At 70.6% G+C, this 26,756-nt stretch carries 22 protein-coding genes; 9 read left to right on the top strand and 13 right to left on the bottom strand.

All coding sequences use genetic code 11. The features are described 5' to 3' along the window. Positions 1-33: 33 nt before the first annotated feature. Positions 34-963, bottom strand: a complete 930-nt coding sequence (locus I6A60_RS05090; protein ID WP_203023782.1) for a TIGR03564 family F420-dependent LLM class oxidoreductase — start codon at positions 961-963, stop codon at positions 34-36. Positions 964-1,126: 163 nt separating this feature from the next. Between I6A60_RS05090 and I6A60_RS05085 the strand changes: the two genes are divergently transcribed. The 3 genes from I6A60_RS05085 to I6A60_RS05075 all read left to right on the top strand — a co-directional run bounded on the left by I6A60_RS05085 (position 1,127) and on the right by I6A60_RS05075 (position 4,385). Further along, positions 1,127-1,723 (top strand): TetR/AcrR family transcriptional regulator, encoded by a 597-nt coding sequence (locus tag I6A60_RS05085; RefSeq protein WP_203012161.1) that lies wholly within the window; start codon positions 1,127-1,129, stop codon positions 1,721-1,723. Between the two features lie 86 nt (positions 1,724-1,809). After that, complete coding sequence (locus I6A60_RS05080) at positions 1,810-2,790, top strand: alpha/beta hydrolase (protein ID WP_203012162.1); 981 nt, start codon at positions 1,810-1,812, stop codon at positions 2,788-2,790. 140 nt (positions 2,791-2,930) lie between these two features. Next, positions 2,931-4,385: an aldehyde dehydrogenase gene (locus I6A60_RS05075; protein ID WP_203012163.1), complete on the top strand. Its 1,455-nt coding sequence runs from the start codon at positions 2,931-2,933 to the stop codon at positions 4,383-4,385. A gap of 180 nt (positions 4,386-4,565) precedes the next feature. On the opposite strand, the gene I6A60_RS05070 is transcribed toward I6A60_RS05075, so the two are convergent. Continuing rightward, on the bottom strand, positions 4,566-6,581 hold the full coding sequence (locus I6A60_RS05070; protein WP_203012164.1) for a molybdopterin-dependent oxidoreductase: 2,016 nt from the start codon (positions 6,579-6,581) through the stop codon (positions 4,566-4,568). A 288-nt stretch (positions 6,582-6,869) separates the two neighbouring features. Continuing rightward, complete coding sequence (locus I6A60_RS05065) at positions 6,870-7,451, bottom strand: TetR/AcrR family transcriptional regulator (protein WP_203012165.1); 582 nt, start codon at positions 7,449-7,451, stop codon at positions 6,870-6,872. Positions 7,452-7,743: 292 nt separating this feature from the next. On the opposite strand from I6A60_RS05065, the gene I6A60_RS05060 reads away from it, so the two are divergent. Continuing rightward, positions 7,744-8,565: an isocitrate lyase/phosphoenolpyruvate mutase family protein gene (locus I6A60_RS05060; RefSeq protein WP_203012166.1), complete on the top strand. Its 822-nt coding sequence runs from the start codon at positions 7,744-7,746 to the stop codon at positions 8,563-8,565. Positions 8,566-8,589: 24 nt separating this feature from the next. Here I6A60_RS05060 and I6A60_RS05055 read toward each other — a convergent pair whose 3' ends face one another. The 4 genes from I6A60_RS05055 to I6A60_RS05040 are packed head-to-tail and all read right to left on the bottom strand — an operon-like array spanning position 8,590 to position 12,974. Continuing rightward, the gene (locus I6A60_RS05055) at positions 8,590-9,786 is read right to left on the bottom strand and encodes an ABC transporter ATP-binding protein (RefSeq protein WP_203012167.1); all 1,197 of its coding nucleotides are present in this window, start codon (positions 9,784-9,786) and stop codon (positions 8,590-8,592) included. A gap of 10 nt (positions 9,787-9,796) precedes the next feature. Next, positions 9,797-10,684, bottom strand: coding sequence for a carbohydrate ABC transporter permease (locus I6A60_RS05050; RefSeq protein ID WP_238434801.1), 888 nt, complete (start codon positions 10,682-10,684; stop codon positions 9,797-9,799). Beyond that, positions 10,684-11,697, bottom strand: a complete 1,014-nt coding sequence (locus I6A60_RS05045; protein WP_203012168.1) for an ABC transporter permease subunit — start codon at positions 11,695-11,697, stop codon at positions 10,684-10,686. Before I6A60_RS05045 ends, I6A60_RS05050 begins: the two co-directional genes overlap by 1 nt. Further along, positions 11,694-12,974 (bottom strand): ABC transporter substrate-binding protein, encoded by a 1,281-nt coding sequence (locus I6A60_RS05040; protein ID WP_238434800.1) that lies wholly within the window; start codon positions 12,972-12,974, stop codon positions 11,694-11,696. The genes I6A60_RS05045 and I6A60_RS05040 overlap by 4 nt, the downstream gene beginning before the upstream one ends. Positions 12,975-13,445: 471 nt before the next feature. Between I6A60_RS05040 and I6A60_RS05035 the strand changes: the two genes are divergently transcribed. Both I6A60_RS05035 and I6A60_RS05030 read left to right on the top strand, forming a co-directional pair. Continuing rightward, positions 13,446-15,338: a phosphatidylglycerol lysyltransferase domain-containing protein gene (locus tag I6A60_RS05035; RefSeq protein WP_238434819.1), complete on the top strand. Its 1,893-nt coding sequence runs from the start codon at positions 13,446-13,448 to the stop codon at positions 15,336-15,338. A 49-nt stretch (positions 15,339-15,387) separates the two neighbouring features. Next, positions 15,388-16,569 (top strand): acyl-CoA desaturase, encoded by a 1,182-nt coding sequence (locus tag I6A60_RS05030; protein ID WP_238434799.1) that lies wholly within the window; start codon positions 15,388-15,390, stop codon positions 16,567-16,569. 80 nt (positions 16,570-16,649) lie between these two features. Here the strand turns inward: I6A60_RS05030 and I6A60_RS05025 are convergent, their stop codons facing one another. Both I6A60_RS05025 and I6A60_RS05020 read right to left on the bottom strand, forming a co-directional pair. Next, positions 16,650-17,609 carry an amidohydrolase family protein gene (locus I6A60_RS05025; protein ID WP_374113469.1) on the bottom strand — a complete coding sequence of 320 codons (960 nt, stop codon included), beginning with the start codon at positions 17,607-17,609 and terminating at the stop codon, positions 16,650-16,652. Positions 17,610-18,244: 635 nt separating this feature from the next. Then, entirely contained in the window at positions 18,245-19,228 is a 984-nt protein-coding gene (locus tag I6A60_RS05020; RefSeq protein ID WP_203012169.1) for an NAD-dependent epimerase/dehydratase family protein, read from the bottom strand. 128 nt (positions 19,229-19,356) lie between these two features. Between I6A60_RS05020 and I6A60_RS05015 the strand changes: the two genes are divergently transcribed. Beyond that, a complete protein-coding gene (locus tag I6A60_RS05015) occupies positions 19,357-20,268 on the top strand; it encodes a helix-turn-helix transcriptional regulator (protein ID WP_307873537.1) in 912 nt (303 codons plus the stop codon). Between the two features lie 89 nt (positions 20,269-20,357). On the opposite strand, the gene I6A60_RS05010 is transcribed toward I6A60_RS05015, so the two are convergent. After that, positions 20,358-21,026, bottom strand: a complete 669-nt coding sequence (locus tag I6A60_RS05010; RefSeq protein WP_203012170.1) for a TetR/AcrR family transcriptional regulator — start codon at positions 21,024-21,026, stop codon at positions 20,358-20,360. 87 nt (positions 21,027-21,113) lie between these two features. Between I6A60_RS05010 and I6A60_RS05005 the strand changes: the two genes are divergently transcribed. Beyond that, positions 21,114-22,667, top strand: a complete 1,554-nt coding sequence (locus I6A60_RS05005) for an MFS transporter (RefSeq protein ID WP_203012171.1) — start codon at positions 21,114-21,116, stop codon at positions 22,665-22,667. A gap of 45 nt (positions 22,668-22,712) precedes the next feature. Here I6A60_RS05005 and I6A60_RS05000 read toward each other — a convergent pair whose 3' ends face one another. Together I6A60_RS05000 and I6A60_RS04995 are read right to left on the bottom strand one after the other, a co-directional pair. Beyond that, on the bottom strand, positions 22,713-23,429 hold the full coding sequence (locus I6A60_RS05000; RefSeq protein WP_238434797.1) for an alpha/beta fold hydrolase: 717 nt from the start codon (positions 23,427-23,429) through the stop codon (positions 22,713-22,715). A 71-nt stretch (positions 23,430-23,500) separates the two neighbouring features. Further along, complete coding sequence (locus I6A60_RS04995; protein WP_203012172.1) at positions 23,501-24,229, bottom strand: type 1 glutamine amidotransferase domain-containing protein; 729 nt, start codon at positions 24,227-24,229, stop codon at positions 23,501-23,503. Between the two features lie 110 nt (positions 24,230-24,339). On the opposite strand from I6A60_RS04995, the gene I6A60_RS04990 reads away from it, so the two are divergent. Continuing rightward, positions 24,340-25,266, top strand: coding sequence for a LysR family transcriptional regulator (locus I6A60_RS04990; RefSeq protein WP_203012173.1), 927 nt, complete (start codon positions 24,340-24,342; stop codon positions 25,264-25,266). Between the two features lie 78 nt (positions 25,267-25,344). Here the strand turns inward: I6A60_RS04990 and I6A60_RS04985 are convergent, their stop codons facing one another. Further along, positions 25,345-26,559: an LLM class flavin-dependent oxidoreductase gene (locus I6A60_RS04985; protein ID WP_203012174.1), complete on the bottom strand. Its 1,215-nt coding sequence runs from the start codon at positions 26,557-26,559 to the stop codon at positions 25,345-25,347. Positions 26,560-26,756: the final 197 nt, after the last annotated feature.

Here is a 26,756-nt window from a genome sequence, read left to right as displayed (position 1 = left end):
TGGCTCGAAGCCGATCCGGTTGTGGCCGCGCGGTCAGCCGCTGGCTGATTCCCTGGCCAGAGAGCTGAGAAGGTCCCGGCCACGCTTCAAGGAGGAACGCGCGTCGGCCCCGGCCGGGACGATGTGCGCGTGGATGTCGGTCGCGCCGGCATCGAGCAGCCCGCGCAGCTGCGCCTCGACGGACGCCTCGTCACCGACGATCGCCGCCTCGGCCGCGTTGTCGGCACCACCGATGGCCATGATCCGCTGGTAGGCGGGCGAGCTGGCGTACACGACTGACTGCGCCGCGACGGCCGCGCGGGCCTCCTGCTCGTCGTCGTGCACGCAGATCGGCAGGCCCGCGACGATCCGCGGCGCCGGCCGGCCCGCCTCCCTCGCCGCGGCGGCGAGCCTGGGCTCGACGTGCTTCTCGATCGCGGCCGCCGGGGCCATCCACAGGATCGCGCCGTCCGCGTACTCGCCGGCGACCCGCAACATCCGCGGCGACAGCGCCGCGAGCAGCACCTGAACCGGGTGGGCGAGCCGAACCGTGGCGGCCGGCACCCGCGTCGTCCACTCCTGGCCGGTGAAGTCGACCGCCTCGCCACGCAGCAGGGCGGTGAGGATCCGCAGGTACTCCTCGGTGTTGCGGCCCGGCTGGGCGTACGACAGGCCGTACATGCCCTCGATGTTCGCCTGGTGTGACGGGCCCAGGCCGATCGTCAGGCCGGCCCGCCCCATCGCCGCCGCGGTCCCGGCGATGCGTTGCGCCTGCAGCAGCGGGTGGCAGGGGTAGGTCTGCAGCACGGCGGTACCCAGCTCGACCGCGGTCGTCTCCCGGCCCGCCAGCGCCATCGAGACCAGCGGGTCCCCCTGGACGACGCTCGCGTACCACAGCGAGTGGAAGCCGTCGGCCTGCGCCTTGCGCGCCTGCTCGACCAGTTTGTCCGGCGTCGAGCCGCCGCCGCCCAGACCTATCCGCATCCATGCCCTCCGAAGGGTCGAGCCACCTGAACCCGCCTTGGCGCCGCTCGGGCACCCGGCGGCGCGGGCCCGGCCGCCGTGCTGCCCGGCGGTGAGACTGAAGCCACGTGGTTTGAACGGTAGTTCAGCACGGCGACGCGGCCGCGTCAACCAGAATGGGGGCATGTCCAGTCCACGCCGCACCGGCACCGAGAGCTCGCAGACCCGCGCGCTGCTGCTCGACGTCACCGAACGACTGATGCGCGAGGACGGCTACGCGGCCGTGAGCTCACGCAGCGTCGCGAAGATCGCGGGCGTCACGCCAGCGCTGATCCACTACTACTTCCCGACGCTGGACGACCTGTTCCTCGCCGTCTTCCGGCGGGGCGCCGAGAAGAACCTGGAGCGACAGACCCGGCTGCTCGCCTCGCCACAGCCGCTGCGCGACCTGTGGGAGTTCAGCATCGATGCCAGCGCGACGGCCCTGCTGACCGAGTTCATGGCGCTGGCGAACCACCGCAAGACCATCCGGCACGAGATCGCCGACTACTCGCGGAAGTTCCGCCGCCAGCAGGCACAGCTGCTCGCGAGCCGGCTGCCCGACCTCGGGCTCGACCTCGACGGCGTGCCGCCCGCCGCGCTCCTGTTCCTGGTCGGCGCCGTCTCGGCCGGCCTTGTCTCGGAGGACCTGCTCGGGCTCTCCGAAGGCCACGCCGAGACCATCGCGCTCGTCGATCGCCTGCTGGGCAGGCTCGGCGGCGACGCGCCCACCAACGCCTGAGCATCCTCATGGTGTAGCCGCCACGCTCCTTGCTGTGCTAAACAGTCGGTCAACATCCCTGACCGGCTGTTCAATAAGGGTGAGCGATGACGACCAATACGACCCCACCGGTATTACACGTTCCCGCCCGCGACATTCCTGTCCCGACGTCGGTGAGCCCCGAGGCGCAGGCGGTGCTCGCCCTGGGTCTGGTCAGCCCGCCGCCGGTGTGGCCGGCGCTGGACGACCCCGAGGGGTGGCGGACGTACGTCGCCGAGCAGGAGAAGCAGGCGCTCGGCCTGTTCGACTTCACCAGGCCGGCGGACGGGGCCCAGGTCGAGGACCTCGACGGCGACGGTGTCCGCGTCTACGCGGTGACCCCGGACGGCCTCGCCGCCGACGACGGGCGCGTCTACCTGGAGATCCACGGCAGCGGGTTCATCGCGGGCGGCGGGGCGATGTGCCGCTCGATGGCCGTCGACACGGCGAGGCAGGTGCGGGCGACGGTGTGGTCCGTCGACTACCGGATGCCGCCCGACCACCCGTTCCCGGCGGCGCTGGACGACTGCCTGGCCGTCTACCGGGCGCTGCTGCGCGACCGCCGTCCCGGGCGGGTCATCATCGGCGGACCGTCGGCCGGCGGGAACCTGGCGGCCGCGCTGATCCTGCGCGCCCGCGACGAGGGGCTGCCGCTGCCGGCCGCCGCGGTGCTGGCGACCCCGGCGGTCGACCTCACCGGAGCGGGCGACTCCTGGCGGACGAACCTCGGCATCGACAACACGCTTACCGGCAGCTTCGAGCCGCCCTTCGCGCTCTACGCCGACGGCCACGACCTGCGCGACCCCTACCTGTCGCCCCTGTTCGGCGACCTGTCCAGGGGCTTCCCCCCGACCCTCCTGCTCACCGGCACGCGCGATCTCCTGCTGTCCGACACCGTCCGCATGCACCGCGCGCTGCGCGCCGCGGGCGTACCCGCCGACCTGCACGTCTTCGAGGCCGCCGGCCACGCGATGTTCTTCGGGACCGCCCCCGAGGAACGGGAGCGCACGCGTGAGATCCGCGCGTTCTGCGAGCGACACTGGCGGTGAGCACGCCGGTTGACGCCGCCGGATCCTGCCTGCTAAACATGTGTTCAGCAGGCAGGAGAGCCTGCGGCGACGGTCGCGGTGAAAACCGCGGATTGATTACCCCCAAGGCGTCCCGGCGGACCCCGAAAGAATGGTGACGGATGTCCCTGCAATCGGTGCTCGACAAGGTCAGTGAGGTTCCCGGGGCGGGCGAGCTGATTCCCGTCATCAACCCGGCGACCGAGGAACAGATCACCGAGTTCCACGATGGCGGGGCGGCCGCGGTCGACGAGGCCGTGGCCCGCGCGCGGGCGTCCTTCTCTTCAGGCGTGTGGCGCAACCTGCCCGGCCGGGAGCGGGCGAAGATCCTCTGGAAGGTAGCCGAGCTGATCGAGGCGCGCGGCCCGGAGCTTGTCCAGCTGGACTCGCTGAACAATGGGATGCCGTTCCGTTCGGGCGAGGGCATCCTGCCCAGCGCGGCCGAGCTTTTTCGCTACTACGCCGGCTGGTGCACCAAGGTCGAGGGCACCTCGTTCGACATCCAGATGACGGCCGGGATCACCGGGCGGCAGGCGGACCTGCACGGATACACCCTCAAGGAGCCCATCGGCGTCGTCGGGATGATCTTCCCGTGGAACGGGCCGCTGTTCAACGCGTGCATCAAGCTCGCGCCGGCACTGGCGGCTGGCTGCAGTGCCGTGATCAAGCCGGCCGAGGAGACGCCGCTGACGGCGTTCGTGCTCGACCAGATCCTGCGTGACGCCGGCGTCCCCGAGGGTGTGGTCAACCTCGTGCTCGGCTACGGCCACACCGCGGGCGCCGCCCTGGCCGCGCACCCCGACGTCGACAAGGTCGCCTTCACCGGGTCCACCGAGGTCGGGAAGCTGATCGTGCAGGCGGCCTCGGGCAACCTGAAGAAGGTCAGCCTGGAGCTCGGGGGCAAGTCACCCGTCCTGATCTTCGACGACGCCGCGATGCGCTCGGCCACCGTCTCGGCGGCGATGGGCATCTTCTCGGGTTCCGGCCAGGGCTGCGTCTGCGGCTCGCGGATCTTCGTCCAGCGCGGCGTCTTCGACCAGGTCGTCGACGGTATCGCCGCCGTCGCGGACAAGCTGCGTCTCGGCGGCCCGACCGACGACGGCGCCCAGCTCGGCCCGCTCATCAGCAAGAAGCAGCTCACCCGGGTGATGGGCTACGTGGACGAAGGCAAGCAGGAAGGCGTCGAGGTCGTCACCGGTGGGAACCGGCTGGACCGCAAGGGCTACTTCGTCCACCCGACCGTGCTGACCAACGTCTCCACCGACGCGCGGCTCTACCGCGAGGAGATCTTCGGCCCGGTCGTCACCGTCCTGCCGTTCGACGACGAGGACGAGGCCATCGCCCTGGCCAACGACACCACCTACGGCCTGGCCGGCGCCGTCTACACCCAGAACGTCCGCCGCGCCCACCGGATCGCCCGGCGCATCGAGGCGGGCACCATCACCCTGAACTGCCAGCTCGTCTACGACCACCAGATGCCCTTCGGCGGCTACAAGCAGTCCGGCTGGGGCCGCGAGTACGCCAGAGACGGCATCGAGATGTACCTGGAGACCAAGTCCGTCTACAGCCAGCTCTGATTTGCCGCCGACCCCCGTCGTCGGTGCCCGTGCCGTGACCGCCAAGGTCCGCCCGTCGCGGTGATCGCCGTCTACGCCCTCTGGTGGCTACGAAACAGCCCCGGTAACAACCACCAGAGGGCCGAAACGGTGATCATTGGGAGCCGGGACAGATCGGCGCCAGGTACCGTCGGCGTCCGGTCAGGCCGGGTGAATGCTGACGGGTATTCCGCCGTAGCGGACCATGCCGGTCACGAGGTCGAGGTCGTCCTTGCAGGTCAGCCGGTTGACGTTCGCCGACTGGTGGCCATGCGGCACCGACACGACGCCGCGCCGCAGGGTGGCGTCGAGCCGCGCCGTCCCGGTGATGGCGCCGCTGGCGGAGCGCACGGTCACCGGTTGGCTGTCGGCGACCCCGGCGCCCGCCGCGTCGTCCGGGTGCAGCAGGATCTCCGGGACGGCACCGAGATGGTCGAGCTGCGAGTTCAGCCGGCGCTTCTGCCGCCGCGGCGTGAAGACGAGCGACTCGACCGGCTCGAGGGCGGCCAGCTGGTCGACCAGCAGCCGGGGCGCGAGCCGCCAGCCGCCCATCCGTTCGACATGCGCGTCGACCCACGGCGCGGGCACCTCGTGGGGAACCTCGATCCAATGCTCGGCGGCGATGTCCGCGAACGGGCGGCGGGCCCGGGCCGTGATGCGGGCGAGCATGGTCTCGTCGGTGACCTCGGCCGACGTGGTGTCGGCGAGCTGGTGGCCCAGCCGACGGCCGATCTCCGCGAGCACCCACCAGACCGATCGGCGGTCCCCGACCGGTTCGACGGCCGCCGGGGTGTGCTGGGCCGCGACGCGCGGCAGCAGCGCGTCCCACAGGGTGAGGTCCGCGCGCTCCAGCTGGTCCTTCGTCGGGAGGACGTGGGTGGACAGCGCGGTCGTCTCGTTCTCGATGATCTCGATCGTGGCGAACAGCTCCAGGTCGCGCAGCGCTGGGACGAGCCGTTCGGTGTCGGGGAAGGCCGTGACGAGGTGACCGCCGAGGTTGAGCACCGCGCGGATGTTCCCCGCGTTGATCTCATCGGCGAGCACCGCGCAGGGCCATTCGCCGAGGAAGGCCTGGGTCTCCGGGCGGCTGCGCGGTCCGGGCCCGAACGATCCGTCGGCCGGGGAGATGGGGAGCACGGCCTTCTCCAGCTGGTGGCCGAACCCGGGATGGAACCAGGCGCCGCCGGGCTGGTTCAGCGACCCGGTGATGGCCATGAGGGCCCAGCCGAGCCACTGGGTGACGTTCGCGCTCGCGGCCATCGTGACGCCCGTGCCGGTCTCGACCGCGAGGCGGCCCGCCCGGCGCACCCCGTCGAGCAGATCCCGTAGATCGTCGGGGGAGACGTCGGCGGTGTGGGCCGCCCGTTCGAGGGTGAACGGTTCGACGGCGGCGGCCAGAACGGCGCTGTCCTGGGTACTGCGGGCGATCACCTCGCGGTCCGCGCCGTCACGCAGGATCTCGCGGACCAGGTAGGCGAGGATCGCGCAGTCCGCGCCGGGTCGAGCGGCCAGATGCCGGCTCGCCAGCCGGGCGGTCTCGGTGTGGCGGGGGTCGATGACCCACACCTCGGCCCGTTCGCGCAGTGCCCGCAGGGTGCCGGTGGGGTTCGGCATGGCGACGGTATGCCCGTGGGAGACGACCGGGTTGCTGCCGACGAACAGGACGAAGGTGGCGTTGTCGTAGTCGGGTCGACCGCTGAGCGCGGGGGATCCGCCCATGAGGTCCGAGATCAGTGCCTTGGCCGTGCCGTCGATCGTCAATGGGCTGAACTTCGCCGGGGTGCCGATCGCGGCGTGCAGCCGCTGGGCCATCCGGTAGCCGGCGGCGTCCATGCCGATACCGCTGCCGAAGAAGACCCCGACCGCCTGCGGGCCGTGGAGGTCGATGATGTCCCGTAACCGGGTCCCCAGGTCGTCCAGGCAGGCGTCCCAGCTGGTCGGGCGTAACTCGCCGTCGACCTTCAGTAACGGGCGCTCGATCCGGTTCGGGTGGTGGTGCATCTGGGGCAGAGAGCGGCCCTTCGGGCAGGTGTATCCCCGCGACAGTGGATGGTCGCGGTCGCCCCGGACCCTGACCACCTCATCCCCGTCCGTCTCGACGAGAATTCCGCACACCGAGGTGCAGATCCGGCAGAAGCTACGAGTCGTGCGAGTGCCGCTGGCCGCGGTGTCGTCCATGGCTGCCTCCGCCCATTTCAGCTGCGCCAACGAGGATGCGTTCCCGCGCGCGGGCCTCATCGGCTCGCAGGGAGCGCCGACCGGGTCAGCCTCCGATCGCGACCCTGGGCCGGTCCGGCCGCACCTTGACGATCGTCACGGCCGAACCTTGACGATCGTCTAGGTACGACGGCGATGTCAACCGAAGCCGAGGAAGCAGTCGATCATGAAAGGGTTGCGGGCGGCCCTGATGCCAGGCGTCAACCGGCGACCGTTGGCCGGGGGCCGGGCCGCTGTGCTCCGCGCGGGTCAGGCCCGGGTGCGTGGCGCCCGCAGTCCCAGCAGGCGGCGCGCAAGCTCCAGCAGATATTCGCGAAGGTCGTCCTTGTCGAGCTCGGCCAGCCGCGGATCGGTCGTCGCCGCCATCAGGCCGCCGCCCACCATGACCGCGGCGACCGTCGCCCTGGCATCCGGGTCCGGGCCCGCCAGCAGCCGGTCAAGCCTGCCTGTCAGGTCACGCAGGATCGGATCCTCGTGGGCAAGACGGCTTACCGCGGGGTCGGCCAGGACGACGGCGTTCAACCGGCTGTTCTTGATGACCAGATCCACGATGCCCGACAGCGCGGTCGCCACCTGGCCGGACCTGCGCGGCTGGCCCTCCGCCGCCTCGACCAGCAGGCGCAGCTCCTCGATCGCCGGAGCGACGAGCGCCCGGAGCAGGCCCTCCTTGGCGTTGAACTGGAAGTACACCGCCGCCTTGGTCACGCCCAGCTCGTCGGCGATCATCTGGATCGAGGTGCCGCTCACGCCGTGCTGCGCGAACAACTCCAACGCGACCGCCAGCACCCGATTGCGCGCTGGCCCGACCCGTTGGGCCCGCTGAACCGTCACGAACCCGATGCCCCCACCAACCGAGCCTGGCAGGACTGACAACCAGCCCAACCGGCCGAACACTATCTCCTGACCCGGACAGGCAGCCGCCCCGCGGGACCAGCCCCGCGGTCCAACGGGCCCGCCGCCCATGCTGGCCCAGAACGCCCACGACTCCATACCGATGGCCGTCGCCCTGGACGTGGCGCTCGCCTACGTCGAGTCGTTCACCGTGACAACCTGATCGGGCCCTCGTAGGTAACAGTTCCCGCTCAGGCTGACCTCTCTCGCCCCGACGAGTAAGGACGTGACCATGCCCGGCTCCGAGATCTACGAGCACTTCCTGGCCCTGCACACCCGCACCGGCGGGCTCGTCATGCCCAACGCCTGGGACGGCCTGTCCGCCCTCCTGCTGGCCGACGCCGGATTCGAGGCCATCGGGACGTCGTCGGCCGCGCTCGCCGCCACCCTCGGCCGCCTCGACGGGCGGCACGCCGTCAGCCGCCAGGAGCACCTCGACCACGCCGCCCTGCTCGGCCGGCTCACCGGTCTGCCGGTCAACGGCGACTTCGAGGACGGCTACGGCCAGACGGCCCAGGACGTCGCCGCGACCGTCGAGGCCGCGGTCGACGCCGGGCTCGCCGGCATCGGCATCGAGGACACGTCCGGCGACCCGGAGCGGCCCATCCGCCCCTTCGACGAGGCCGTCGACCGGGTCCGCCACGCCGTCGTCGCCTCCCGGGGTCGCATCGTCGTCACCGGCCGGACCGACAACTTCCTCCAGGGCCGGTCCGACCTGGACGACACCGTCCGTCGGCTGACCGCGTTCGCGGAAGCCGGCGCGGACGTCCTCTACGCGCCCTTCCCGCCCGATCTGGCCGCCGTCACCGCCATCGTCCAGGCCGTCGCGCCCAAGCCCGTCAACGTCGTCGTCTCTCCGGTCGACAAGACCCTCTCCGTGGCCGAGCTCCAGCAAGCGGGTGTGCGGCGGATCAGCCTGGGCGTCTCCCTGTACGCGCACACCATGGGAGCCCTCCAGCAGGCAGCCGCAGCCCTCACTGCCGGCGACCTCGCCACCGCGACGACGGGCCCCAGCTTCGGCCGGCTGTCCCGTCTCCTCGCACCCAAGGCCTAGCCACACCCCTGACCCACGGAGAGGTCAGGGGGTGGCTGGGGCGTCCAGGTTGTGGCCGGTCTCCGGGTCGAAGAGGTGCAACCGGGTCGTGTCCAGCCACAGCTCCACGTTCTCGCCCTCCCGGATCCGGCTGTCCGCGTCGAGCCGGGCGACGACCTGTTCGGCCCTGCTGGACAGGTCGACGGTGCCGGCGTCATGGGCCAGCTCGTCGAGGTCGGCGACCTGGGCGCGGCCACCGGCCAGCGTGAAGTAGGCGTAGATGTCCGAGCCGAGCCGCTCCAGCACGTCCACCGTGACCGTGGTCCGCAGCCCGGGGCGGCCGTGCACCGACTCCAGCGCGGCGTCCTCGAAGTGTTCGGGCCGCAGTCCGACGATCAGCGACCGGCGGCCGGCGGCGCCGCCGGCCCAGCTCTCCAGCAGCCGCCGCTGCCGGTCGTCCGGGGTGATCGTCCCGAACGGAGTGCGCAAATCGCTCTCCTCGACGGTGGCCGGCACGAAGTTCATCGCCGGCGAACCGATGAAGCCGGCCACGAAGACGGTCGCCGGCCGGCTGTACAGCTCGGCCGGGGTCCCGGCCTGCTGGATCCGCCCGGACCGCATCACCGCCACCCGGTCGCCGAGCGTCATCGCCTCGGTCTGGTCGTGGGTGACGTAGACCGTCGTGGTGCCGAGCCGGTTCTGGAGCCGGGACACCTCGATGCGCATCTGCACCCGCAGCTTGGCGTCCAGGTTGGACAGCGGCTCGTCCATGAGGAACGCCTTCGGGGATCGGACGATCGCCCGGCCCATCGCGACGCGCTGGCGCTGCCCGCCGGACAGCTGGGCCGGCTTGCGGTCCAGGTGCTCGGTGAGGTCGAGCACCTGGGCGGCCTCCTCGACCCTCCGGTTGATCTCGTCCTTCGGCCGTTTCGCCAGCGCCAGCGCGAAGCCCATGTTCTTGCGCACCGACATGTGCGGGTACAGCGCGTAGCTCTGGAACACCATGGCGATGTCGCGGTCCTTCGGCGCCAGGTCGTTGACGACCTTCCCGCCGATCCGGAGCTCGCCGGAGGTGATGTCCTCCAGCCCGGCGATCATGTTCAGGGTGGTCGACTTCCCGCAGCCCGACGGCCCGACGAAGATGACGAACTCGCCGTCCGCGATGGAGAGGCTCGCGTCGTCCACCGCGAGCTGGCCGTCCGGATACCGCTTGGTGACGTGGTCGAGAACGATGTCCGCCATGGCTGCGCCCCTAGCCCTTCACCGCGCCGGAGGTCAGTCCGGCGACTATCCGACGTTGGAACAACAGCACGAAGATGATGATCGGGATGGTGATGACGACGGCCGCGGCCGCGATCGAGCCGATCGGCTGGGCGAACTGCGACGCTCCGGTGAAGAACGCGATGGCCGCCGGGACGGTCCGTGAGCGCTCCGTCGACGTCAGGGAGATCGAGAAGAGGAAGTCGTTCCAGCAGAAGATGAACACCAGGATGGCGGTGGTCACCATGCCGGGCGCGGCCAGCGGGGCGATGACCCGCAGAAAGGCCTGAAGCGGGGTGGCGCCGTCGACCTGCGCGGCCTTCTCCAGGTCCCAGGGGATCTCCCGGAAGAACGCCGACAACGTGTAGATGGCGAGCGGCAGCGAGAACGTCAGGTACGGGATGATGAGCCCGACCCACGTGTCGAAGATGCCGATCTGCCGCCAGACGTTGAACAGCGGGCTGACGAGCGAGACCTGCGGGAACATGGCGATCAGCAGGGCCAGCCCGACAAGCAGCCGTTTACCGGGGAACTCGAGCCGGGCGATCGCGTAGGCGGCCATCGAACCGAGCGCCACCGCGAGCACGGTCGAGATGAGCGCGATCCCGAGGCTGTTCAGCAGCGCCCTCGTGAACAGCGACTGAGTGAAGATCCCCCGATAGTTCTCCAGAGTCCAGGTGCGCGGTATGAAACGGCCGTCGGTGATCGTGGACGGGGCCTTAAAGGACAGCGAGACCAGCCAGAGCATCGGCACCAGCGAGATCGCGATGATGACGAGGTTCGCGACGGACCAGCCGAGCAGCGCGGTGCCATTCCGCGGCGGCCGCCGGTAACGACCGGCGGTGGGGCCCGCGCCGGGGGCAGTAGCGATGGTGGCCATCAGCGGCGACCCTCCGTCCCGGGTGCGGCCGCGCCGAAGCCCTTGATGAAGATGAACGCGACCAGTGCCACGACGAGGAAGATCAGGACCGACAACGACGAGCCGACGCCGAGGTTCAGCGCGGTGAACAGGTTGTCGTAGCCCAGGATCGACACGGAACGCGTGTCGTACGCGCCGGCGGTCAGCACGTAGATGCTGTCGAAGATGCGGAACGAGTCCAGCACCCGGAACAGCACCGCGACCAGGATGGCCGGCTTCATCAGCGGCAGCATCACCCGGGTCAGGCGTTGCCAGGCCGTCGCCCCGTCGACCTTCGCCGCCCGCAGCAGCTCCTCCGGGACCAGCGCCAGCCCGGCCAGCAGAAGCAACGCCATGAACGGCGTCGTCTTCCACACCTCGGCCAGGATGATGACGCTGATTCCCCCGACCTGCGAGGTCAGCGGGGCTGAGCTGCCGAACAGCCCGGACAGGTAGCCGGTGTCCGGTGTCCAGGCATACCGCCAGCCGAACGCGGCGACCACCGTCACGATCCCGTACGGGATGAGGATCACCGTCCGCACCAGCCCGCGGCCGATCAGCGCCCGGTGCATCACCAGCGCGAGGGCCATCCCCAGCACGAACTGGATCGCCACCGCGATCACCGTGATGATCGCGGTGACCGCGAGCGCCTGCCACCACAGCGACGACCCCAGCACCGTCCCGTAGTTGGCCAGCCCGATGAACCTGGAATCCTGGGGGAACCGCAGGTCATAGCGGTGCAGCGACAGGTAAACCGCGTACCCGACGGGGTAGCCGGTCACCGCGAGGATGACGAGGAACGCCGGCGCGCACAGCGCCCAGCCGAGCCGGCGCTCGGCCCGGGCCCCCGCCGAGAGCGGCGCCTTCCGCCGCCTGGCTGGCGTCTCCGGCCTGCTTGGCGTCTCCGGGCTATCGGGCGTCTCTGGCCTGCTGGATGGCTCTGGCTGCGCGTCGGACGGGGGCCGCGCGTCGTGTTCCGCTCCGCTCGCGCTCACGGCACCAGCCCCTTCGACTCGATCGCGTCGGAGATCGCCCCGCGCAGCGCCGCGAGCCTGCCGAGGCTCGCGGACGAAGGCGGGGACAGAGTGTGGGCGATCTGCAGCGACACGCTCTGGTAGGCCGGCGTCTGCGGCCGCACGCTTGCGTTCTGCAGCGCCTCGTAGATGGCCGGGGCGAACGGATAGCCCGCGGCGATGAACTTCTGGTCGGTGTAGAGAGCCCCGATGGTCGGGGGGAGCCCACCGTCGATCGCGTCCCGGATCTGGTTGTCCCGGCTGGTCAGGCACGTGATCGCCGCGGCGGCCGCGGTCTGGTGCCGGCTGTACGCGCTGATCGCGAGGTTGTAGCCGCCGATCGTGCTGTGCGAATGCTGGCCGGGGACCAGCGTCGGCCACTGGGTCCAGCCGATCTGTTCGGCCAGCCGTGGATTGTTCTGCTTGGCCGACGGATAGATGAACGGGTAGTTGAGCTGGAAGGCGGCCGAGCCGGTCTCGAATGCCAGCCGGTTGTCGTCCTCCCGCTGGTTGGACCAGGACGGGTCGGCGGCCGGCGAGTGCGCCAGCGCCCGGATCGCTTCGACGGCCTTGTCCGCCGGCGGGCCGAGCACCACCTCGGTCCCGTCCTTGTTGAGGATCTGGCCGCCGGCCGAGGCCACCAGCGAGTTGAACAGGACGGTATAGCCCTCGTACTGGGCGCCCTGCACCTCGACGTAATGCGGCTTGCCTTCCGCGGCGAGTTGGCGGGCGTCGGCGAGCATCTCGTCCCAGGTCCGCGGCGGCCGCGGGACCAGGTCCTTGCGATACCAGAGGAGCTGGGCGTTGGTGTTCAGCGGCACGGCGTAGAGCTGGTTATTCCAGGTGCCGGTCTGCACGGCGACCGGCAGCATTCCGGCGGTAATCCGCTTCGCATCCGTCGGCGCAAACGGTTCGATCCAGCGGGCCTCGGCGAACTCGGCGGTCCAGGTCACGTCCAGGGCGAGGATGTCCATCGAGGAGTCCCCGGCGGCGAGCCGGCGCACCAGTTGCTGGCGCTGACCGTCCGAATCGTTCGGCAGGACGTTGATGCCGATCGTGTACTGGCCGTGCGACGCGGCCGAGCAGTCCGCCGCGGCCTTCGCGAACGACCCCGACGACTCGTTGTAGACGTACCAGGTCAGCGCGGCCGGGCCGTGGCCACTGCCTTCGTTGCCTGAGCCGCAACCGGCCAGCGCCGCTCCCACGGCCAGTACCAGCGCTCCGATGAGGCTCGCCGTGGACAGGCTTCTTCTTCTCATCGGCGTGCCGCCCCTGCCGGATCCGGCTTCCCCGAGCGTGGACCGAAATGTCGACGGCGTCCGCGAAATCCCCCGGGCGGGCCGAACTGTCGGACTCTCATGGGCCGTGCCTCACCACCCCATGTCGCGCTGCCAAAGGCGACACGTGGGCACGAGACGGTGACGGCCGGGCGATGACCAGCCCGCCACCTCCATCCAGGCCACGTCGCCTCGAGGTGTGGGTCCACCAGCCGGACGACCGGTGACGGCACGGCGATTCCCCGGCGCAAGTGGATGTAAACCAGCCGTCACAGGAATATTTCGGACAGTGTCTCCCCGTTAACAATGTGTATATCGCGCGGGTGGAGCGCACGGCCGAACAAGCCGGGGATGTCGGCTGCTCTCCAGGGGCGGCTCGGGCGGCGCCCTTCGTGGCCGGGTCTATGGTCGTGACGACCCAGGGCGCAAGCCGTGACCACCGGAGACGACACGATGGATGCGCCCAACGACAACGAGGCCGCGGGCGTCCGCCTGCGACACGGCCCGAAGGCTGGCGTGGCGGGTCCTGGGCCAGCTGGCGGTGGGGTGCTGCCTCGGCTGTCCGCTTGGCGGCTGCCCTGGGTTCCGCGGGTCGTCGCGCTGCTGACGTTGGCCATCGGCGTGATCGACATCGTCTTCGCGGTCACCCCGGAGTGGCGTTCCCAACTGGCGGATCTACGTGAGGTGCTGCCCGGGTCGGTGTCGCGGCAGGCGGCGGCGTTCACCGTCCTGGTCGGCATGCTGCTGGTGCTGCTCGCGCGCGGTCTGCGTCGCCGCAAGCAGCGGGCCTGGCGGGCGGTCGCGATCCTGTTGGCCGCGAGCGTCGTGCTCCACCTCGTGGACGGACTGGACTACGAGGAGGCTGCCGGATCGGCCGCGCTGTTCGGGGTTCTGCTGGTGACCCGACGGGAGTTCCAGGCCAAGGGCGACCCGACGACGCGTTGGCGCGCGCTCGGCGTCGGCGTGACGCTCACCGTCATCTCCGTCGGTATCGGGTTGCTGCTCCTGCACGCCCGTTCGAATCACATCGCTGGTCCGCACCCGCTGTCCGCCGAGTTCGAACAGATCCTCTGGGGTCTCGTCGGGATCCCGGGACCGCTGCGTTACACCTCGGACTGGTTCGGCGACCTCGCGACCCGGGTGCTCCTGGCGATGGGTGGGCTCACGGTCGTGACGACCGGCTACCTGGCGCTGCGGCCACCCCAGCCGCGGCCTCGGCTGACCGACGAGGACGAGGTCCGGGTACGTGATCTGCTCGATCGGCACGGCGACGCCGATTCGCTGGGGTACTTCGCGCTGCGCCGCGACAAGTCGGTGGTCTGGTCGCCTACCGGTAAGGCCGGTGTCGCGTTCCGGGTGGTCTCCGGCGTCATGCTGGCCAGCGGAGACCCGTTGGGGGACTCGGAGGCCTGGCCGGCGGCGATCAAGGAGTTCCTTCGCGAAGCGGCTGACCACGCCTGGACGCCGGCGGTGATCGGCTGCTCGCAGGCTGGTGCCGTCGTCTGGAAACGCACCGGCCTGTCCGTCCTGGAACTCGGCGACGAGGCGGTCATCGACACCGCCCGCTTCACCCTGCAGGGCCGGTCGATGCGCAACGTCCGCCAGGCCGCAGGCCGGGTGGAACGCGCCGGATACACCGCGGTGGCCCGCCGGATGCGCGACATCCCGCAGGACGAGGCCGAGCAGCTCGCCCGGAAGGCCGCGGCGTGGCGGGGGGCCGAGACGGAACGCGGCTTCTCGATGGCCCTCGGGAGGCTCGGCGACACCGCCGACGGCGACTGCGTGGCCGTGACCGCGTCGCGCGCCGACCCGGACGGTGGGGAGCCTCAGCCACGCGCGCTGCTGCACTTCGTGCCCTGGGGCCATGCGGGCCTGTCGCTGGACGCGATGCTCAGAGACAGGTCGGCGGACAACGGCCTGAACGAGTTCCTCATCGTCCACACGCTCTGCCACGCCGCCGACCTGGGCGTCACCAGGGTCTCGCTGAACTTCGCGTTCCTGCGGTCCGCACTCGAACACGGCGAACGGCTCGGCGCGGGGCCGTTCATCCGCGGCTGGCGGGGGCTGCTCATCTTCCTGTCCCGCTGGTTCCAGATCGACAGCCTCTACCGGTTCAACGCCAAGTTCCAGCCGACCTGGCAGCCCCGCTACATCTGCTACCCCGCGAGCACCGACCTGCCCCGCATCGCGCTGGCCATGCTCGAAGCCGAGGCGTTCCTGGTCTGGCCCAGCTGGCGACACCCGCTGACCAGGCTCACCGTCGCGGCGCACCGCCACCTGCCGCGCCGGCTCGCCACCGCCACCGCCGGCGACGCCACGCCTGGAGCCGGCCCACCTCTCGCGTGACCTCTGGCGGCCGGGCCACCCAACCGGCTTGTAGTAGCGTGTAGTAGTCATGACGGCTGATCAGCAACGACCTGTCCCGCGCCGCGGCCGGCTGGGGGCTTCCGACGGCGCCGGGTCTGACGCTGGCCCGGGCGCGCTCGGGATGACCGCGGCGGATGTCGAGGAGCTCGGCCGCGAACTCGACCAGCTACGAACCCGGGTGCTGGCCAGTCTCGGGGAGGACGACTCCCGATACATCCGGCGGGTGATCGGCGTTCAGCGTCTCCTGGAGGTCTGCGGCCGGGCGACGTTGTTCGCCTCCGCCCTGCCGCCCGCCTGGCTCGCGGGCACGATGATGCTCGCAACGGCCAAGATCCTGGAGAACATGGAGATCGGCCACAACGTGCTGCACGGCCAGTGGGACTGGCTGGGTGATCCGGCGATCCGCTCCACCACCTGGGAATCGGACTCCGTGTCGCCAGCGGACCAGTGGCGCCGGGCCCACAACTATCGCCACCACACGTTCACCAACGTCGAGGGCAGGGACCGGGATCTCGGTTTCGGCATTCTGCGGATGACGCCGGCCCAGCGTTGGCGCCCGATACATGTCGTCCAGCCGCTGTACAACCTCGGTCTCGCGATGACGTTCGAGTGGGGAATCGCGATCTTCGATCTGGAGCTCGATCGGTTCTGGTCCGGGGACAAGAGCTGGCGGGAGACCCGGGCCGATCTCGGTGCGACGCTCCGCAAGGTCAGGCGGCAGGTGCTCAAGGACTACGTGCTGTTCCCGGCGCTCGCCGGGCCCGTGTTCCTTCCCGTGCTGGCCGCCAACCTGACCGCGAACCTGGTACGTAACCTGTGGGCCCACACGATCATCTTCTGCGGGCATTTTCCGGACGGCGCCGCGACGTTCACGCCCGAGGACCTCGACGGCGAGACCCGCGGACAGTGGTATCTGCGCCAGCTACGGGGCTCCGCGAACATCGAGGGCTCCCCGCTCTTTCACATCCTCAGCGGCAACCTGAGCCACCAGATCGAGCACCATCTTTTCCCCGACCTGCCCAGCAACCGGTACGCCCAGATCGCTCCGCAGGTACGCGCCCTCTGCGAGAGATTCGACATTCTGTACACGACGGGGTCGCTCTCGCACCAGACCGGCGAGGTATGGCGGAGAATTCTGCGCCTTTCCCGGCCCGGACCGTCCAGAACTCCGGAACCCGCGCGCCCAGGCCAGCTCGTCGGCAGCGCCTGAGCCCGGCCCGGCTGGGCGCGCTGCCGCACGCCCAGCCGAGCACCGACCCAGAACCCGGGTTACCCGGCGGTCCCGTCGAGTCAGGCGGCGATGACCTTTTCGGTCGGGTCGCACTTCATGAGCTTGGAGAGGTTGCCGCCCATGATCTTGGCCTTGTCGCCATCGGAGAGGGAGTCGTCGAGCTCCTCCACGAAGGAGGTCGGGTCGGCCATGCCCTCGGGGTGCGGGTAGTCCGACCCGAAGACGACGTTGTCGACGCCGATCGCGTTGACGATCGCCATCACGTCCTCCTCGAAGAACGGGTGGACGACGATCGAACGGTGCAGCGCGACGATCGGGTCCTCGTCCCAGCTGCCCGGATCCACCGCGTAGACCTTCTTGAACTGCTTGATGGCGGTCGGCACCCACTGGCTGCCGTTCTCGACCGGCATGAAACGGATGTCCGGGAACCGGGTCGCCAGACCGTGACCGATGATCGAGTAGATGGCGTCACGAATGCTGCGGTACTCGCTGCTGACGAGCTCGGTGAACTTGTTCCGCCCGGCGAAGGGCTTCATCTCGTCGGTGATGCCGTTCCACTCGTTCGTGTGACGGGTGTAGCCGTCGTCGGAGGAGTGCATCCCGACGAGGATGCCGGACTCCTGCACCCGGGCCCAGAACGGATCGAACTCCGGCAGCGCGAAGGACCGGCGCCGCGCTCCGAAGTCGGGCACCGTAGCGGGCCGGATCAGCACCGCCCGGGCGCCGCGCTCGACCACGTAGTCGAGTTCCCTGATCGCCTCGTCCACGATCGACAGGTTGATGACCGGCGTGGCGAAGATCCGGTTTTCGAAGTTGTAGGTCCAGTGCTCGTGCATCCACTCGTTGAGGGCGTGGACCACGACCGCGGTCGCCTTCGGGTCGTCGGCCAGGCGTTCCTCGAGCAGGCTGGCCAGCGTCGGCCACATCATGGCCCGGTCGACCTTCTGCTCGTCCATCAGCTGCAGCCGGGCGGCGGGGTCGAAGAACGACGAGGGTGACTCGATGTAGCGCGGCGGCATCCCTGCCACCCGCTCGGCTATCTGGTCGTTCTTCGACTTGCCGAGCGTGAAGCCGGTCCCGATCGTGTGCTTGGAGGACGGGTTCTTGAGTCGGAACTCGATTTCCTGCGCACCGGGCGGGGCGACCTTGTTGAAGGTCGGGTTGGGGATGTACTCGCTGATGACGTTCCGCAGCGCGATCTTCGTCCGGCCGTTGACCTGAACGTACTTGACCAGGTTCTCGTACTCCGCCGGGAGGTATTTCGTGAACGCGTCCGTCGTCTCGTACATGTGGTTGTCGGCGTCAAATACCGGGTAGCTCAAGTATGTAGGAATGGGAAGCTGCCCTCCTCGTAGAGTGGATCATCCGGCGCGGGCCGCCTGAAGATCAGGAGCCCGAGCCCGTCCAACGCGTCTGCGGCGACCTTCGCTCGTGGACAGATGATCCACAGCTGACACGTGGTCCAGCGCGAGGGCCGCCCGCCATGCAGCCAGCCGATCAGCTGACGCCACTGTTACATATTGGCCTCGCGCTAAGCGCAGGTGCAAGGAGTGCACTGCGCGTTCATCTCGGCTGACCTGCAGGTCGGACTGACTGGCCGGTGGCCTGGCCCACTGACGGGGGAGCGGCTCGCCTCCCCGGACCGCGCGGCTGGTCAGCCGGTCCGGGCCAGGAGGCCGAGCTCCCGCAGGCTCTCGGCCGTGTCGACGATCGTGGCCTCGACGGGCCGCGGCTTCCAGCCGAGCTCGGTGCGCGCGCGGTCGTTGTGGATGATCGGCCGAGGCAGCTCGGCACCGGGCGCCTCCTCGGTCGGCACGCCCGCGGCCAGCGGCCCGAGGAGGGCCCGCAGGGTCTGGGCGACCGTCAGGTAGCTGATCGTCGGGCCGTCGGCAACGGCCAGGAAGCGCTGGCCGGCGGCCTTCGGCGCGGCCATCGCGCGGATGTGCAGGTCGGCGACGTCACGGACGTCCGCGACGCCGAACCGGGCGCGGGGCGCGACCGGCATCGTCCCGTCGATCATCGCCTTGACCAGCTGGGTGGACGAGCGCAGGTCCGAGGTGAGGGTCGGGCCGAGGATGAACGTCGGGTTGACGGTGACCAGCTCCGTGTCGCCGCCGTCGCGCGCCAGGAAGTCCCAGGCGGCCCGTTCGGCGATCGTCTTGGACCGTGGGTAGGGCGCGAGGCCGGGTGTGTCGGGGTCGGTCCAGTCGTCCTCGGTGAACTCGGCGCCGGGCTTGGGCGTGTAGCCGACCGCGGCGAACGAGGACGTCAGCACCACGCGGCGGGCGCCCGCGTCGCGCGCGGCCCGCAGGACCCGCAGCACGCCGTCGCGGGCGGGCACGATCAGGTCGTCCGGATTCTCCGGCTGGACGTAGGGCAGCGGGCTGGCGACGTGATAGACCTCGGCGCTGCCGTTCAGCGCCTTGGCCCACCCGTCGTCCGCGGTCAGGTCCGTGGCGACCAGCTCCAGGCCGCTGTCGTCCGCGCCGCCACGGCGCACCGCCGCGCGCAGCCCGTCCGAGCGTTCCAGCGAGCGCACCGTGGCGCGCACGGGAGTTCCACCGCGCAACAGCGCGGCGATGAGCTGCGTGCCCACATACCCGGATCCACCGGTGACCAGGGCCAGCTTGGTTGTCATGGTGTTCCTTCCGTCGGTGGCTGCTCCAGCCGAGCCTGCGGGCGGCGGCCCGGGCCGGGGAGTGTCCGGGCGTTCCTGGGAGTGACAGGACCACCCACCGCCGGCGTCGGCCGACCTATGGTCGACGGGTGAGCGACGGACCGAACTCGCTGGGCGAGTACCTGCGTGCCCGGCGCGCGCTGGTGACGCCCGAGCAGGCCGGCATCCCGCAGCTCGGGACCCGGCGGGTGCCAGGGCTGCGGCGCGAGGAGGTCGCGATGCTCGCCGGGATCAGCGCCGACTACTACCTGCGCCTGGAGCAGGGGCGCGACCGCGGCCCGTCGACGCAGGTCCTGGAGTCGCTGGCGCGGGTGCTGAGGCTCGACGCGGCCGGGCTGGACTACCTGCTCGGCCTCGCGCAGGGCCAGTCCCGCCGGCCACGACGCCGCGAGCGCCGCCGCGAGGTCGTGCCGGAGAACATCCTCGCCCTGCTCGACACCATCACGTTCCCCGGCTTCGTGGAGAGCCGCTACTTCGACATCCTGGCCGCGAACCCGCTGGCGGCGATCCTCTCGCCACGCTTCGTCGTCGGGCGCAACCGGGTGCGCGACTTCTTCCTCGAACCCGCCGAACAGGACTTCTACTCCGACTGGGAGAACTCGGCGCGGGGGATCATCGCCGGGTTTCGTACCTCCGTGGGCAGCGACCTCGACGACCCGCGGTTCGTCGAGATCGTCGGCGAGCTGTCCCTGGCCAGCGACCTGTTCCGCACCCTCTGGGCCCGTCAGGACGTCGTCCGCCGCGGGGGCACCACCATGACCGTCCATCACCCGGAGGCCGGCGCGCTCACCCTCTACCGGGAGAAGCTGCCGATCCCCGGCACCGCGGGCCAGGTCCTGGCGCTGTGGCACGCCCCCGCCGCCTCGCCGGCCGCGGAGAAGCTCGCGCTGCTGGCCTCCTATGCGCTAAGCGTCCGCGACCCCGCGAGCGATCCAGACAGCGAGCCCGCCCAGGCCGCGCCCATACGGCGCACCGCAGACAGCGGCCGACCTGACGCCTGATCGCGGCTTTGGCCCTCTGGTGGTCGTGACGGGGGCGATTCTGCAACCACCCGAGGGCCCAAACGGCGATCATGGCCGGTGCGGTGGTCTCAGCCGCCGTCCGACGGCCGGTATCGCACGAGCGGGAGGAACACGTCGTCGACGATCTCGGCGATGACGTCCTCGGGGACGCGGCCGTCCTTCCTGGTCAGGTACTCGGCGCGGACGAGATCCTTGGGCAGGCTGGCGATACGGCGCTTGATCAGGGACGGGTCGATCTCCCCGCGGGCGGCCGCGCGGCCAAGAAGGATCATGACCAGGTCGGTGCACTGCGGCTGGACGACCTGATCGCGGATCGCGACCGCCTCCGGATCCTGAAGCACCTCGAACAGCAGCCCGCGTACGGCGTCGGCCGGTAGCCCGTCGAACCGGCTTTCGAGTCGGGTCAACAGTGTGATCACGTCATTGCGCAGGCTGCCGGTGTCGGGCAGGTCCGCCGGCTCCGGGATCGACTGCGTCATGGCCGCGACGACGAGCTGCGCCCGGGTGGACCAGCGGCGGTACAGCACGGTCCTGCTGGTGCGGGCGCGTTCCGCGACACCCTCGATCGTGAGGCCCGAGTATCCGACCGCGGTCAGCTCCTCCCACACGGCGGCGAGGATCGCCCGCTCGAGCGCGGCGCCCCGCCGGCGCGTTCCTGCCGGCTGAGCGCTGGAGGAGCCCGCCTCGTCGGCCGGTGTGGCGGCGTCCGCGCCGGCTGGCCCCGCGGTGTTGTTCATCTCTTTCCCTTAGGGTTCACTGTGGCTCTTATCGAGGTACGGTACCTCCCGGATGAGATACACACTGTTTCTTACGCGGAGGCTTCGGTGCCTGTAGAAAGCGCGGGACGGTGGTGGGCGCTCGGCGCGCTCGCCCTCTGCCTGCTCGCTGTCGGTCTGGACACCACCGTGCTCAACACGGCGCTGCCCACCCTGAGCACGACGCTCGGAGCGTCGACGAGCGAGCTTCAATGGATCACCGACTCGTACAACCTGGTGCTGGCCGCGCTGCTGCTGCCGGCCGGCCTGTTGGGCGACCGATACGGGCGCAAGAAGCTCATCATGGGAGCGCTGGCCGTCTTCGGCGCCGGCTCCGTCTGGAGCGCCTACTCGACGTCGCCTGGGGAACTCATGGCGGCTCGCGCGGTCCTCGGCGTCGGCGCGGCCTTCCTGATCCCGCTCGTGGTCGCCGGGGTTCTCGTCCTCTTCGAGCCGACGGAGCGACCACGGGCCATCGCGGTCGTGACGCTGGGCAGCCTGGTCGGCATCCCGCTGGGGCCGATCGCGGGTGGCCTGCTGCTGCACAGCTTCTGGTGGGGCTCGGTGTTCCTGATCAACGCGCCGGTGGCGGCCGTCGGCCTGATCGCGGTGGCGACGTTGCTGCCTGAGTCGCGCAACCCTGACGCCTCCGGGCTCGACCCGTTCGGCATCGCGCTGTCCGCCGCCGGAATGGTCGGCGTGACCTACGGCGTGATCGAGGCCGGCGAACGCGGCTGGACCGACGTCCGCTCGCTCGGGCCACTGGTCGGCGGCGCGGTGATCCTCGGTCTGTTCGTCGTGGTGGAGCGCCACGTGGCGAGGACCCGAGACGCGCTGGTCGACCTGGCGCTCTTCCGCGCCCGCGCCTACACGGCCGGAACCATCCTTGTGACGATCATGGCTTTCGCGCTGTTCGGCGTCCTCTTCAACACCCCGCAGTACCTGCGCGCTGTGCTCGGGGCCGACTCCCTCGGCACGGGACTTCGGCTGCTGCCCATGCTCGGGGCGATGGTGGTCGGCGTTCAGGTCGCGACCCGAGTCGTCCAGCGGATCGGGCCGAAGGCGATCGTGACGGTGGGCCTGCTGATCACGTCCGCCGGTCTGTTCCTCGGTGCGTTCACGACGGCCGCCACCAGCTACGGCGAGGCGGCGGTGTGGTTCGCGCTGTTCGGCCTCGGCGTCGGCCTCTCCATCCCGACCGCGACCCTCGCGGCGGTCGGCTCCCTGGACACGGCCCGCGCGGGCGCCGGGTCCGCCCTCGTCTTCGCGACGCGCCAGCTCGGGAGCTCGGTCGGCGTCGCGATCCTCGGCACCCTGGCGCTGTCCCGTTACCGAGGCGGCCTCGACCTCTCGGCCGCCGCGGGTAACACCGCCGCCCGTGCCAGTGTGACCTCCGGCGTCGCGGTGGCACAGCGGCTGCACGACCCCGCGCTGCTCACCTCCGTCCGGACGGCCTTCGTCCACGGCATGGATCTGACGCTCTGGCTCTGTGGTGGCATCAGCCTCGCCGGAGCCGGGCTGGCCCTCGCGATCCTGCCCGGCCGTGCCCGGCCGCCGGCAACCCCCGTGGTGCCAAGCCAGGCCAGTCCGTCCGAGCCCGCCCTGACGGAGGACGCGCGGTAGGGGCAACAGCCGGACCGGCGGGTGGCCGCGATGACCGGCAGCGGATCAGTCCACGCCGCCCGCGACCAGTCTCGTGGCAGGCCTCCGGTCGGCGACCCGCTGAACGAAGGAGGCGAAACCGGCGGGGTCCTCCCGGTGCACCATGTGCGAGGCGCCGGCGAAGCTGACCGTCTCGGCACCGACCTGCGCGGCGAAGGCCCGCATGCCGTCGGCGAAGTGCGGAAAGGACGCCGTTCCGTATCCCACGACGCGCGGCACCGTCAGCTGGCCCGGGTCGAACGGGGGGTCCAGCGTCAGTGTCATCTCGGCCGCGGCCAAGGCCCGTTCCCGGAGCTGGCGTGGGCTGCCGGGCCGCGTCACGGCGGCGCGGTCGATGGTCTCCTGGATGACGGCGCGATGCTCCCGGGGCCACCAGTCGGCCCACGGCATGGCTGTCTCCCAGATGCCGACGGCCTCGACCAGGTCCGGGTGACGGATCGCTGCCGCCAGCGCCACGTTGCCGCCCCAGCTGTGCCCGACGACGGTCGCCGGCCGGCCGGCCAGAACCCGCAGAAGGTCGTCGACGTGTCCGCCGAGGTCCGCCTCCACGCCGTCCCAGTTCGGGGACGCGCCCCAGCCGTGCCGGTCGTAGCGCAGAACCTCGAGGCCCGGAAGAAGACGCGCCACCGGGTCGAAGCTGGAGCCTTCGTCCCGCAGGCCGTGGACCAGCACTACCCGTGGCCTTGCGGCTGATCTCTGCTCCGCTTCAGGCCCCGGTTCCATTCCGCCCTCCTCGGCCGACACGGCCACGACATGATTGCATCCAATATATTGCATAACATCTCGGGACCGGTTCAGGCGCGTCGGTCGACCTCGGCGAGGACGGCGAGGATCTGCTCGGCGACTCCAGCGGCGCTGGCCGGGTTCTGCCCCGTGACGAGCCGGCCGTCGCGGACGACCTGGGCGGTGAAGTTCGGCGCGGGGTGGTGTCGGGCTCCGCGCGCGGCGAGTGTGCTGGCCAGCAGGAACGGCACCGTCTCGGCCAGGCCCACCGCGCGTTCCTCGTCATCGGTGAAGGCCGCGACGTCCCGCCCGGCGACCAGGTACGTGCCATCCGAGAGGGTCACGTTCACCAGCGCCGCCGGTCCGTGGCAGACGGCCGCCACGATGCCGCCGTGCTCCCAGATCCGCCTCGTCAGCGCCGCCGCCGCGGTGTCGTTGGGAAAGTCCCACATCGTCCCGTGGCCACCCGCGAACAGGACCGCGTCATACCGGTCCGGGTCCACGCTCGCGAAACTGCGGGTGGCGGCCAGCTGGCGGGCGATCGCCGGGTCGGCGAGGAACGCGCCCTGGATGGCGTCGTCGGCGTCGAAGCCGTCCCGAGGCGGTTCGCCGCCCGCGACACTCGCCAGTTCGACCTGGTGGCCCGCGGCCGTGAGCACCTGCCACGGATGGGCCGCCTCGCTGACGTAGAAGCCCGTGGTGCGCCCGGTCTCGCCGAGCTTTCCGTGGCTGGTCAGACCGATCAGGACGCGGGCCGGGCGGGCGGCGCCCGCGATGTCTCCGGCAGCTGGGACGGACATGCGATCTCCCATGAGGACGCTCGGCGTTCTTCCGGTCTCTCAGCCTGCCCGCGCAACGACAGGATGTCGCATGCCGTAAACGGCACTAAGCCATCGATATTCTGATCGCTGTGAGAGCCGTGTCCGCGCCCCCTGCGCCGTCGCTCGATCTCCTGCGGACCTTCCTGGCCGTGTACCGCGCCGGCTCCATGACCGCGGCGGCGACCGCGCTCGCCCTCGCGCAGCCAACGGTGACCGCCCAGATCCGGACGCTGGAACGTGACCTGGGCCGGGCCCTGTTCACCCGGCTGGCGCGCGGCGTGGCGCCGACCCCGGCCGCCGACGACCTGGCCCAGCGCGTCGCCGGTCCACTCGACGAACTCGCCGCGGCGGTGACGACAGCCGACGGCCAACAGGACCGCCTGACGGGACGGACGGTTTACCTCGCGGGCCCGGCCGAGTTCACCGCCGCCGTCGTCGTCCCGTCCCTCGCGCCGCTGCTGCGTCACGGGCTCACCGCCCGCATCCGATTCGGCCTGCCCGACCCGCTACTCGACGCGCTGACCAACCGGAACGCCGATCTCGTCGTGACCAGCACCAGGCCCCGCCGGCCAGGGATCGTGGCCGAACCGCTTTACGACGAGGAGTTCATCCTCGTCGCGACGCCGGAATGGGCACAGCGACTGCCGGCGGCCGACCTCGACCAGCACGGCCCGGAAATCCTGCGGAAAGTCCCGATCCTCGCCTACGCCGACAACCTTCCGATCATCCGCAGGTACTGGCGACACGTCTTCGGCGTCCCGCGCGGCGGAAACGCCGCCCTCGTCGCGCCCGATCTGCGAGCAGTACTCGCCGCCACGATCGCCGGCGCGGGCATCAGCGTGCTCCCGCACTACCTCTGCCGCGAGTCACTCGCCCACCAGCGACTCACCATCCTGCACACCCCCAGCGACCCGCCCATCAACACGCTGTGGCTCGCCCGCCTACCGACCGCGGACGCCGTCGCGCACGTGGCGGCCGTCCGCGACCACCTACTCGCGAGCGCGCCTCGATGGTGATCTGACACCCCTGCGGACTACCCGCGGCGTTGCAGGGACACTGCCGCTGGCCGATCAGGCTGACGGGGCGCGGCGGGGTCAGCTTTTCGCGTCCGCCGGCGTGGTGGCGGCGGCGTGGTCCTGAATCGCCTTGCCGATCGCCGCGGCCGTCTGGTCGCGCCAGGTCGTCGACTTGCCGAACTGCCAGTTCTCGGAAGCCAACGGCGCGGCCGACGCTCCGGTGAAATGTGGCATGACCTCACGGGCGAACAGCTCGTAGCTGTGTTGGGTGGCCGCGGGGTTGGCGAAGTCGGCGGCCAGCAGCAGGTAGGCGCCGAAGCCGCCGGACTGGTGCCACAACCGCTCGATCTGCGCGATCGCCAGGTCCGGCGTGCCGCAGATCAACGAGCCGGACGCGTTTCCCTGCTCGATCCGTTCCCGCAGCGGCGTCGATGGGTCGAGGGAGATCGGCAGCACCTTCGACTGGTAGTTCTGCACGTCCGCGAGGCCGTACTCGAGGTCCTTCGCGGCCTGTTCCGGGGTGTCGGCCAGATGCATCATGCCCATCAGCCGCCAGTCGCGTCGGTCCATCGTCTGCCCGTGCTGCGCGGCGACCTGGTTCGCGACCTCCCAGTGCGAGCCGAGGACATCGAACCCGCCCGCCTGGCTCGCCGCGATCGACAGCAGGCCGGCGCCGAACCGGCCGGCCGTGCGGGGACCGGCGGGGGAGAACGTCGCCGCGACCGCGATCTCCGGGCGTGGGCGGGTGAAGGGCGCCAGCTGCAGCACGGCGTCGCGCAGCGTGAACCAGTCGGTCTGTCGGGTCACCGGCTCCTCGCCGGCCAGCAGGGCCACGATCGCCTCGAGGGACTCCTCCATCATCGCCCGCTGCTGGTTCGTGTCGATGCCGAGCATGTGCGCGTCGGAGGCGAGCTGGCCTGGGCCCACGCCGAGCATCGTCCGGCCTCGGGTCAGATGATCGAGCAGCACGATCCGGTCGGCCACGTGCAGGGGATGGTGGTACGGCAGCGACACCACCCCCGTGCCGAGCCGGATGCGCCGGGTTCGCGCCGCCGCGTGCGCGATGAAGACCTCGGGCGAGGAGATGATCTCCCAGCCGCCGGAGTGGTGCTCGCCGATCCAGGCTTCGTCGAAACCGAGCCGGTCGAGGTGTTCGAGCAGCGCCAGGTCCTGTTCGAGCAAAAGCGTCGGGTTGCGGCCGGCCTTGTGGAACGGCGCCAGGAAGATGCCGAAACGTAGCGGCCACCGCGTCCCGCCGGCCACTTCGTTGGTGATCGTGCGCGATAAGGACAAGACGAGACCTCCGTCGTCGAGCGTGCGACAGGGCGCGGAGAGAACGGTGCTCCGTCGTCGTTCCGCGAGCTACGGCCGCGGCCAGGGGGAGCGGCCATGCCATTTCTGATCAGAGAGCCGGCCGGCCGGCGGGGGCCGCTGTAACACGGTTCTATCTGCCGAGGTGGCTCCGTCGCAACCGCTCTCAACGTGCGCAG

The sequence above is a fragment of the Frankia sp. AgB1.9 genome (genome assembly GCF_016786355.1).
GTDB lineage: Bacteria > Actinomycetota > Actinomycetes > Frankiales > Frankiaceae > Pseudofrankia.
The sequence above is the reverse complement of the archived record's forward strand: the minus strand, read 5'-3'. Positions and strand labels throughout refer to the sequence as shown.

Coding starts and splice junctions, on each gene's coding strand:
- I6A60_RS05090 (WP_203023782.1), bottom strand. CDS start 963: ATGCGGATAGGTCTGGGCGGCGGCGGCTCGACGCCGGACAAACTGGTC.
- I6A60_RS05085 (WP_203012161.1), top strand. CDS start 1,127: ATGTCCAGTCCACGCCGCACCGGCACCGAGAGCTCGCAGACCCGCGCG.
- I6A60_RS05080 (WP_203012162.1), top strand. CDS start 1,810: ATGACGACCAATACGACCCCACCGGTATTACACGTTCCCGCCCGCGAC.
- I6A60_RS05075 (WP_203012163.1), top strand. CDS start 2,931: ATGTCCCTGCAATCGGTGCTCGACAAGGTCAGTGAGGTTCCCGGGGCG.
- I6A60_RS05070 (WP_203012164.1), bottom strand. CDS start 6,581: ATGGACGACACCGCGGCCAGCGGCACTCGCACGACTCGTAGCTTCTGC.
- I6A60_RS05060 (WP_203012166.1), top strand. CDS start 7,744: ATGCCCGGCTCCGAGATCTACGAGCACTTCCTGGCCCTGCACACCCGC.
- I6A60_RS05055 (WP_203012167.1), bottom strand. CDS start 9,786: ATGGCGGACATCGTTCTCGACCACGTCACCAAGCGGTATCCGGACGGC.
- I6A60_RS05050 (WP_238434801.1), bottom strand. CDS start 10,684: ATGGCCACCATCGCTACTGCCCCCGGCGCGGGCCCCACCGCCGGTCGT.
- I6A60_RS05040 (WP_238434800.1), bottom strand. CDS start 12,974: ATGAGAAGAAGAAGCCTGTCCACGGCGAGCCTCATCGGAGCGCTGGTA.
- I6A60_RS05035 (WP_238434819.1), top strand. CDS start 13,446: ATGGATGCGCCCAACGACAACGAGGCCGCGGGCGTCCGCCTGCGACAC.
- I6A60_RS05030 (WP_238434799.1), top strand. CDS start 15,388: ATGACGGCTGATCAGCAACGACCTGTCCCGCGCCGCGGCCGGCTGGGG.
- I6A60_RS05025 (WP_374113469.1), bottom strand. CDS start 17,609: ATGCCGCCGCGCTACATCGAGTCACCCTCGTCGTTCTTCGACCCCGCC.
- I6A60_RS05020 (WP_203012169.1), bottom strand. CDS start 19,228: ATGACAACCAAGCTGGCCCTGGTCACCGGTGGATCCGGGTATGTGGGC.
- I6A60_RS05010 (WP_203012170.1), bottom strand. CDS start 21,026: ATGAACAACACCGCGGGGCCAGCCGGCGCGGACGCCGCCACACCGGCC.
- I6A60_RS05000 (WP_238434797.1), bottom strand. CDS start 23,429: ATGGAACCGGGGCCTGAAGCGGAGCAGAGATCAGCCGCAAGGCCACGG.
- I6A60_RS04995 (WP_203012172.1), bottom strand. CDS start 24,229: ATGTCCGTCCCAGCTGCCGGAGACATCGCGGGCGCCGCCCGCCCGGCC.